Origin of the sequence: Pandoraea sp. B-6 (assembly GCF_000282835.1) — a bacterium.
Classification (GTDB): Bacteria; Pseudomonadota; Gammaproteobacteria; order Burkholderiales; family Burkholderiaceae; genus Pandoraea; species Pandoraea cepalis.
This window is the reverse complement of record NZ_KB290516.1, coordinates 81,571-88,562: the sequence shown is the minus strand read 5'-3', so window position 1 is coordinate 88,562 and position 6,992 is coordinate 81,571. Positions and strand designations below refer to the sequence as shown.

8 protein-coding genes and 1 pseudogene are annotated in these 6,992 nt (G+C 63.8%); all 9 read left to right on the top strand.

From position 1 onward, the window contains the following. Nucleotides 1-228: hypothetical protein (locus A985_RS29165; protein ID WP_232424589.1), on the top strand; the 228-nt coding region annotated here is incomplete at its 5' end. A gap of 24 nt (nucleotides 229-252) precedes the next feature. Continuing rightward, complete coding sequence (locus A985_RS25070; RefSeq protein ID WP_017233456.1) at nucleotides 253-585, top strand: hypothetical protein; 333 nt, start codon at nucleotides 253-255, stop codon at nucleotides 583-585. Nucleotides 586-739: 154 nt separating this feature from the next. Then, nucleotides 740-1,972 carry a pilus assembly protein TadG-related protein gene (locus A985_RS0110980; protein WP_017233455.1) on the top strand — a complete coding sequence of 411 codons (1,233 nt, stop codon included), beginning with the start codon at nucleotides 740-742 and terminating at the stop codon, nucleotides 1,970-1,972. A 9-nt stretch (nucleotides 1,973-1,981) separates the two neighbouring features. Beyond that, a complete protein-coding gene (locus A985_RS0110975; protein ID WP_017233454.1) occupies nucleotides 1,982-2,503 on the top strand; it encodes a TadE/TadG family type IV pilus assembly protein in 522 nt (173 codons plus the stop codon). Beyond that, nucleotides 2,500-2,940 (top strand): TadE/TadG family type IV pilus assembly protein, encoded by a 441-nt coding sequence (locus tag A985_RS0110970; RefSeq protein ID WP_017233453.1) that lies wholly within the window; start codon nucleotides 2,500-2,502, stop codon nucleotides 2,938-2,940. The genes A985_RS0110975 and A985_RS0110970 overlap by 4 nt, the downstream gene beginning before the upstream one ends. A gap of 28 nt (nucleotides 2,941-2,968) precedes the next feature. Continuing rightward, nucleotides 2,969-4,177 (top strand): AAA family ATPase, encoded by a 1,209-nt coding sequence (locus tag A985_RS0110965; protein WP_017233452.1) that lies wholly within the window; start codon nucleotides 2,969-2,971, stop codon nucleotides 4,175-4,177. Between the two features lie 72 nt (nucleotides 4,178-4,249). Then, the gene (locus A985_RS0110960; protein WP_051060144.1) at nucleotides 4,250-5,575 is read left to right on the top strand and encodes a CpaF family protein; all 1,326 of its coding nucleotides are present in this window, start codon (nucleotides 4,250-4,252) and stop codon (nucleotides 5,573-5,575) included. 42 nt (nucleotides 5,576-5,617) lie between these two features. Then, a complete protein-coding gene (locus A985_RS0110955) occupies nucleotides 5,618-6,595 on the top strand; it encodes a type II secretion system F family protein (protein ID WP_017233450.1) in 978 nt (325 codons plus the stop codon). A gap of 23 nt (nucleotides 6,596-6,618) precedes the next feature. Further along, nucleotides 6,619-6,992: pseudogene (locus A985_RS29160) on the top strand (type II secretion system F family protein); the annotation flags it as partial.

Below are 6,992 nucleotides of genomic sequence, written 5' to 3'. Positions count from 1 at the left end.
CCGCCGCAACCAGGCGTGCCGCCGTCGAGCTTGCAACCGACGCCCGTCACCCGGCCCGCCGATGGCGCCAGCCCGTCGGTGAACGCGGCGCGCGATGCTTCGTTGTCGAGTGTCCCGGCCAAGCCGGCGCCGAACGCCGTGCGCGGTGACGCGAGCGTCGCGCCCGAGGTCGGCACGCCCCAACGCACCGCGTCGATCGATCCGATGCGCCAGCTTTATACCCATTGAGACCCGTGATCCTGGGGAACCATCATGAAAACAGTCACCACGATGATGTTGCGCTGCGCCGCCATTGGCGCGAGCACTGCGGTTTGCCTCACGCTTGCCGGCTGCATGAGTTCATCGCCGATCTGGGATGCGCATATGGGCGAGTCGGTGAGAAATGTCATGCACGCCCAGATCATTCATCCCGGGCCGCCGACGGATGACGACGCGCGCGGCACAGACGGTCGTGCCGCCGTGGCCGCGATGAAGAACTACGACAAGTCGCTGCGCTCGCCAACGCCGACGGCCAGCCCGTTCGTCATCGGAGTAAGCAGCGGCGGCTCGCCCATGTCGGCGCCGTCCGGGGATACCGGTCAGTAGCGCGTCCGTAACACGTTCCTCACGCACTCGTAACGCTGCGTGTGCGGCGGGCGCGACAGGCGCGACCGTCGCGCACCACTCCATCACCCTGACGCTCAAGCGAGGCCTGCTCATCATGCGAAACCTCCCTACTCGACGCCGTGCCCGAGGTCGGATGCCGCGACGCGAAGGCGGCGCCATCGCGATTGTCGTGGGGCTGATGCTGGCGGTCCTGATCGGTTTCGCCGGTCTCGCGCTTGATCTCGGCAAGCTCTATGTCACACGCAGCGAACTGCAAAACAGCGCCGATGCGTGCGCGCTGTCGGCCGCGCGAGACCTGACCGGCGCAACCCCGCTGTCAGTGTCCGAAGCCGCCGGCATCGCCGCCGGGCATATCAATACCGCCCTGTTCCAGTCGACCCCCGTGACCATGACGGTAGATAGCAGCGTGACGTACAGCACGACGGCGACCGGCGCCTATGTCGACAAGGGCAGCGTGACCGGATCGTTGGCCAGTATCAAGTACGTGCAGTGCACCTCCGCGATGAGCGGCATCGCCAACTGGCTCATCGAGGTGCTCAACGTGCTGCCGGGTGTCAGCATCGGCCCCGGTTCTGTGTCGGCACGCGCCGTGGCCACCACGACCTCGGCGCAGACGACATGTGCGATCCCCGTCTTCGTTTGCGATCCGTCGAAATTCTCGCCGGCAAGCAGCTACAGCATCGGCCAATGGCTGGTGGGCAAGGGCGACAGCTCCACCGGGACTTATGCGGGCGGCGATTTCGGCTGGGCGAACCTCACCGGCAGCGGTAACAGCGGCACGCCGTCGCTCTCGGGCGAACTCACGGGGTCGGGGCAATGCAACCTGCCCGTGGTGGGCACCTCGGTCGGCACCGCGGGCAACAAGGCGTCGCTCGATACCGCCTACAACACGCGCTTCGGCATCTACCAGGGCGGGACACCGCCCAACGATGGCACGTCCACCACGGACTTCACAGGCTTCGCCTATGACGCCAAGACGTGGAGCGCGCAGGCGAACGCCTACAGCGATTTCGTGACACAGCGCAAAAACAACGCGGCGTATCAGGGCGATACGGCCACCGGGCTGAAGACCAAAGGGACCGCCGCGGCGAAGTCGGTGTATCAGGCGGGGGCGGATCGGCGGTTGCCGATAGCGCCGATGGTCGACTGCTCGAACCCTGGGACCGGCAGCGGCGGTGCCATATTCACGCTCACTGGCTGGGCCTGCGTGCTGATGCTCGATCCGATGCAACAGGGCGGCAACATCGACTCGGTCCATCTCGAGTACCGCGGCAAAGCGGGCGATGTCGGCAGCCCATGCGCGACGCAAGGCACGCCCGGGTCGGTCGGCGCTGTCGGGCCGCTGGTGCCGGTTCTCGTGCAATAGGAGGCGACCATGACACCCCTGCGTCATCGTCACGGAAAACAGCGCGGTGTGGTCGCGGTGGAGTTCGGACTCGTGCTGCCCGTGCTGCTCGGGCTGTTCGGCGGGATGGTCGAAATGGGACACGCCATCTACCAGTACGACACCTTGACGAAATCGGTTCGCAACGCCACGCGCTATCTGTCCGAATTCTCACCGATAGACCCGAACTACCCCCTCGCAGGGGCCAAATGCCTGGCCGTGTACGGCAATACCGGATGCACCGGAACGCCGCTGATCGGCAATCTGACGACATCGAACGTGGTGGTCTGCGATCGCAGCAGCACCACCGCACCAAGCTGCCAGGACCTGACCTACGCCAATTACATGGTGTACGACGCCACCAACAACAGCAACGCGGGCACGTCGGTCGGCACCATCAATCTGGTGTCGGTCAAAATTTCGGGATATCAGTACTCGCCGATCCAGGCGATCCTGAACTTCTCCGGTCTGACGTTCGGCGATATCAAGACCGTCATGAGGCAAGTGCTATGAAGCCCCCTCGCCTATCCTGTCGGCGCGACGCCCAACGCGGTGCGGCCGCCGTCGAATTCGCCATTGTGTCGGCCTTGTTCATTACCTTGCTGATCGGACTGATGGAGTTTGCGCGCATTCTCTTCTATTGGAATACCGCAGCGGAAGCGGCGCGATTGGGGGCACGCGTAGCAGTCGTCTGCGATGTGGGCGCGAGCGCGGTGCAGAGCAAGATGATCAGCCTCATGCCACAACTCGCCACGGCCAATATCCAGGTGGCGTACACGCCGTCGGGTTGCGACACGAGCAGTTGCTCGCTCGTCACGGTCAGCTACACAGGGCTAACCGTCAACACCTTTATTCCCTTTGTCCCGATTTCGGTCACGTTGCCCCCATTCACTACGACGTTGCCGCGCGAAAGCCTGACCAGCGCGTCCGGTGGGAACGTGTGCAGTTGAACATCGCAAAAAGACAGACGAGGCCATCATGCTGAAAGTATTGCTCGTTTCGCAAGCATCGGACCGTTTGGCGTTGATCGCCCGCCTCGCGCGCGACCGCCCCGAGTATGATTGCTCGACGCTGCTCGCCACACCGGCCCAATTGCTCACGTCGGCCGCACGGCTGGGCGAGCATGATGTCGCGGTGATCGATTTGCCAGGCATGCAACAGGGCGAACTGCACGACATTCAGATGCTCTGCCAGCAGTTGCCGAAACTGATTTGCATCCTCGTGTCGGCGGAGTCGTCGCCCGCCTTGCTGATTTCGGCGATGCGCGCCGGCGCCCGCGACGTGCTGCCCTGGCCGGTCGATCAACACGCGCTGACCGACGCCCTCGCCCGGGCGTCGATGCAGCACGGACATGATGCGCCGCACCCGATGCGCGCCGTCTCGTTCATGTCGTGCAAGGGCGGCGCCGGCACCAGCTTCGTGGCTAGCAATGCGTCCTATCAGTTTTCGGTGCAGACCGGCAGCCGCGTGCTGCTGATTGATCTCGCCCAGGAGTTCGGCGACGCGGCGTTCCTGATAAGCGACAAGACGCCGCCGACGACCCTGCCGGACGTTTGCGCGCAAGCCGATCGCATCGACGCCTCGTTCCTCGAAGGGTGCGTGACGCACGTCGATGACGGCTTCGATGTCCTGGCCGGCGCGGGCGATCCGGTCGCCGCGCTCGGTGTGACGGAAGCTTGCCTGAAGCGCATTCTCGCCGCAGCCGCGAGCCGTTACGACCTTGTGGTCTTCGACATCGGCCAGATCCTCAACCCACTCACCCTCTATGCATTGCAACGCAGCGATCACATCTACGTGGTCCTGCGGGCGAACATGCCATTCCTGCGGGCGAGTCGTCGGCTGTTCGACTTGCTGCGCCGTCAGGGCGTCGCCATGGACACGGTCCACTACGTGCTCAATCGGGCGGGACGGCACGATGCCGTCGCGGTCAAGGAGGTGGCGAAGGTGATCGGCAAGCCGGCACTGGTGGTGTTGCCCGACGATGGCGCCGTCGCGGCCGCCGCCACCAGTCAAGGCGTGCCGGTGCTCAAGTTGTTCAAGCGCAGTGCCTTGACCCGGGCGCTGGGCGGTCTGGCATCGAGCATGGCGGGCGCCCACGCGAGCCCAGGCATCACGCCGGCGAATGGTGGTTCGTTCATCGGCAAGCTCTTCCGCAAGGCGTCGGCCGGGCGGCCCACCCTCGTTTGATCGTCGCAACTTTGCCTCTGGGAGATCATCATGTCGCCAATCCTCGATGCCCCGTCTTTGCTGAGTCCGGCCATGTCGTCGGAGCGCATGGCTGCACCGCTCCAGGTCGCCTCCGGCATCGGCCCGCATTACGGTGAGCTCAAGCGCAAGATGCACGAGATGGTGCTGGCGCGCGTCGAGCTGGAAAAACTCGCACGCCTGTCGGACACGCAAGTCAAACACGAACTCGTACAGTTGATCGATCGTGTCGTGGGCGAGCAGAACGTGCTCGTCAATGACGCGGAACGCCGGCAGCTCGCCGGCGACATCTACGACGAGATGTTCGGCCTGGGGCCGCTCGAAGCCCTGTTGCGCGATCCGACCATCTCCGACATTCTTGTCAACACGCACAAACGCACGTATGTCGAGCGCTTCGGCAAGCTCGAATCGACGGCCGTGACGTTCTACGACGACGCGCACCTGATGAAGATCATCGAGAAGATCGTTTCGCGCGTGGGGCGCCGCATCGACGAGTCAAGTCCGATGGTCGACGCCCGCCTGCCGGATGGCTCGCGTATCAACGCCATCATTCCCCCGTCGGCGATTGACGGTCCGCTGTTGTCGATTCGCCGCTTCGGCACCACCGCGTTGCAGATGACCGACCTCGTCCGTCTGGGCACACTCACGGAGCCGATGGCCGAAGTACTGTCCGCGCTGACGCACGCCAAGGTCAACATGCTGATCTCAGGCGGCACGGGCAGCGGCAAGACAACGTTGCTCAATATCCTCTCGAGCTTCATCCCGGACAACGAACGCATCGTGACCATCGAAGATGCCGCCGAACTGCAGTTGCACCAGTTGCATGTGCTGCGGCTCGAAACGCGTCCGCCGAACATCGAGGGCAAGGGCGAAATCACGCAGCGCACGCTGGTCCGCAACGCGTTGCGGATGCGCCCTGATCGCATCATCCTTGGCGAAGTGCGCGGCGCGGAAGCGCTCGACATGCTCAATGCCATGAATACCGGTCACGAGGGGTCGCTCGCCACGATCCACGCGAATACCCCGCGCGATGCCCTGACCCGCATGGAAAACATGATCAGCATGTCGGGCCTGCAACTACCGCCCAAGGCGATGCGTCAGCAGATCGCTTCGGCCATCACCGTGATCGTGCAGACGGCGCGCCTTACGGATGGACGCCGGCGACTGGTCAGCCTGCAGGAAATCACGGGGATGGAAGGCGACATCATCTCCATGCAGGAGATTTTCACGTTCAAGCGGACGGGGGTCGGTGGCAATGGCGAAGTGAAAGGTCATTTCGTCGCCAGCGGTGTACGTCCGAAGTTCTCCGAGCGCCTTCAGGCATTCGGCGTCGCTTTGCCGGATGCCATCTACGATCCGTCGCGCCGGTTGGAAGTGTGACGATACCCGCGCCCGACAGGCGTCCCGCAGTGGGAGGAAACGATGAGTCCGTACTTCTATATTTTCGCGATTCTGCTCTTCGCGGCCGTGGTACTGGCCATCGAAGCCGTCTATCAGTGGTGGAGCAACCAGCACAGCGCGGCCGCCAAACGGATCGAATCGCGCATTCGCTCGCTCTCGGCCGGCGGCCATGTCGATCGGGAGCACACGTCGATCCTGAAGACGCGGATGCTGAGCGATTCGCCGAGACTGGAACAGCTTCTGATGCGCATGCCGCGGGTCCACAGTCTCGATCTGTTCATCCTACAGTCGGGGCTTTCGTGGTCGGTGAGCCGCCTGCTGACGTTCATGCTGCTACTGGGCGCCGGGGCAGTGATCCTGGTGCTGATATTGCCGCTGCCGTGGCGCCTGGCGCTCATCGCGGGGCCGCTGGCGGCATGCTTGCCGGTCCTGTATGTGATGCGTCGTCGCAGACGTCGACTTGCGCAACTCGAACGCCAGTTGCCGGAAGCGGCCGACATGATCGCCCGCGCATTGCGCGCGGGACATGCGTTCACGGGGGCGATCGAGATGGTCGGCGATGAAATGTCGGCCCCTATCGGCGGCGAGTTCCACATCATGTTCGACGAAATCAACTACGGCGTCAGCCTCAACGACGCCCTGCTGAACCTCGCGACTCGCGTGCCTGTCGCCGATCTGCGCTACTTCATCATTGCGGTGATGATTCAGCGCGAGAGCGGCGGCAATCTCGCCGAGATCATGGGCAACATCGCCGAGCTCACGCGAGAGCGGCTCAAGCTGTATGAAAAGGTCAAGGTGCTGTCGGCCGAAGGACGTCTGTCCGCCAATATTCTGGAGGTGCTGCCGTTCGGCGCCGCCGGCATCATCATGGTGGTCAACCCGGCGTTTCTTGAAATTCTCTGGCACGACCCCGCCGGCATCAAGCTGGCCGTGGTGGCGCTGGTGCTGATGGCGTTGGGAATGGTGTGGATGCGCATGATTATTCGCATCCGCGTGTGAACGGCGACGGCGGGGGAACTGTCATGCCACAACTCAATCAAGGCCAAATGGTCCTGCTGGTCGGCGTCTTCGTGATCTCGTTCAGCATTGCGCTGGTCGCGGCGATCTGGTTCTGGCCCCAGAAAACGAAAACGCGTGCTCGCGTGGGGGCCCTCGGCGCCGGCACGCCAGCGGACGCGCCCGGCGAGCCAACCGGCACACGCGAATGGATTGAGCGCCTCGCCGAATGGTCGCAACCGATCTCTAAACTCTCATTGCCCAAAGAGGGGTGGGAGAGTTCCGTCCTGCGTGTGCAGTTCATGAACGCCGGCTGGCGCGATGCGTCGGCGCCCGCGCTCTACTTCGCGGCCAAGACATTGCTGGCGCTGGTGCTGCCGTTGATCGGCTACTACATTGC

Excerpts from the sequence above, each read along its gene's own strand:
- A985_RS25070 (WP_017233456.1), top strand. The coding sequence starts at position 253 with ATGAAAACAGTCACCACGATGATGTTGCGCTGCGCCGCCATTGGCGCG.
- A985_RS0110980 (WP_017233455.1), top strand. The coding sequence starts at position 740 with ATGCCGCGACGCGAAGGCGGCGCCATCGCGATTGTCGTGGGGCTGATG.
- A985_RS0110975 (WP_017233454.1), top strand. The coding sequence starts at position 1,982 with ATGACACCCCTGCGTCATCGTCACGGAAAACAGCGCGGTGTGGTCGCG.
- A985_RS0110970 (WP_017233453.1), top strand. The coding sequence starts at position 2,500 with ATGAAGCCCCCTCGCCTATCCTGTCGGCGCGACGCCCAACGCGGTGCG.
- A985_RS0110965 (WP_017233452.1), top strand. The coding sequence starts at position 2,969 with ATGCTGAAAGTATTGCTCGTTTCGCAAGCATCGGACCGTTTGGCGTTG.
- A985_RS0110960 (WP_051060144.1), top strand. The coding sequence starts at position 4,250 with ATGTCGTCGGAGCGCATGGCTGCACCGCTCCAGGTCGCCTCCGGCATC.
- A985_RS0110955 (WP_017233450.1), top strand. The coding sequence starts at position 5,618 with ATGAGTCCGTACTTCTATATTTTCGCGATTCTGCTCTTCGCGGCCGTG.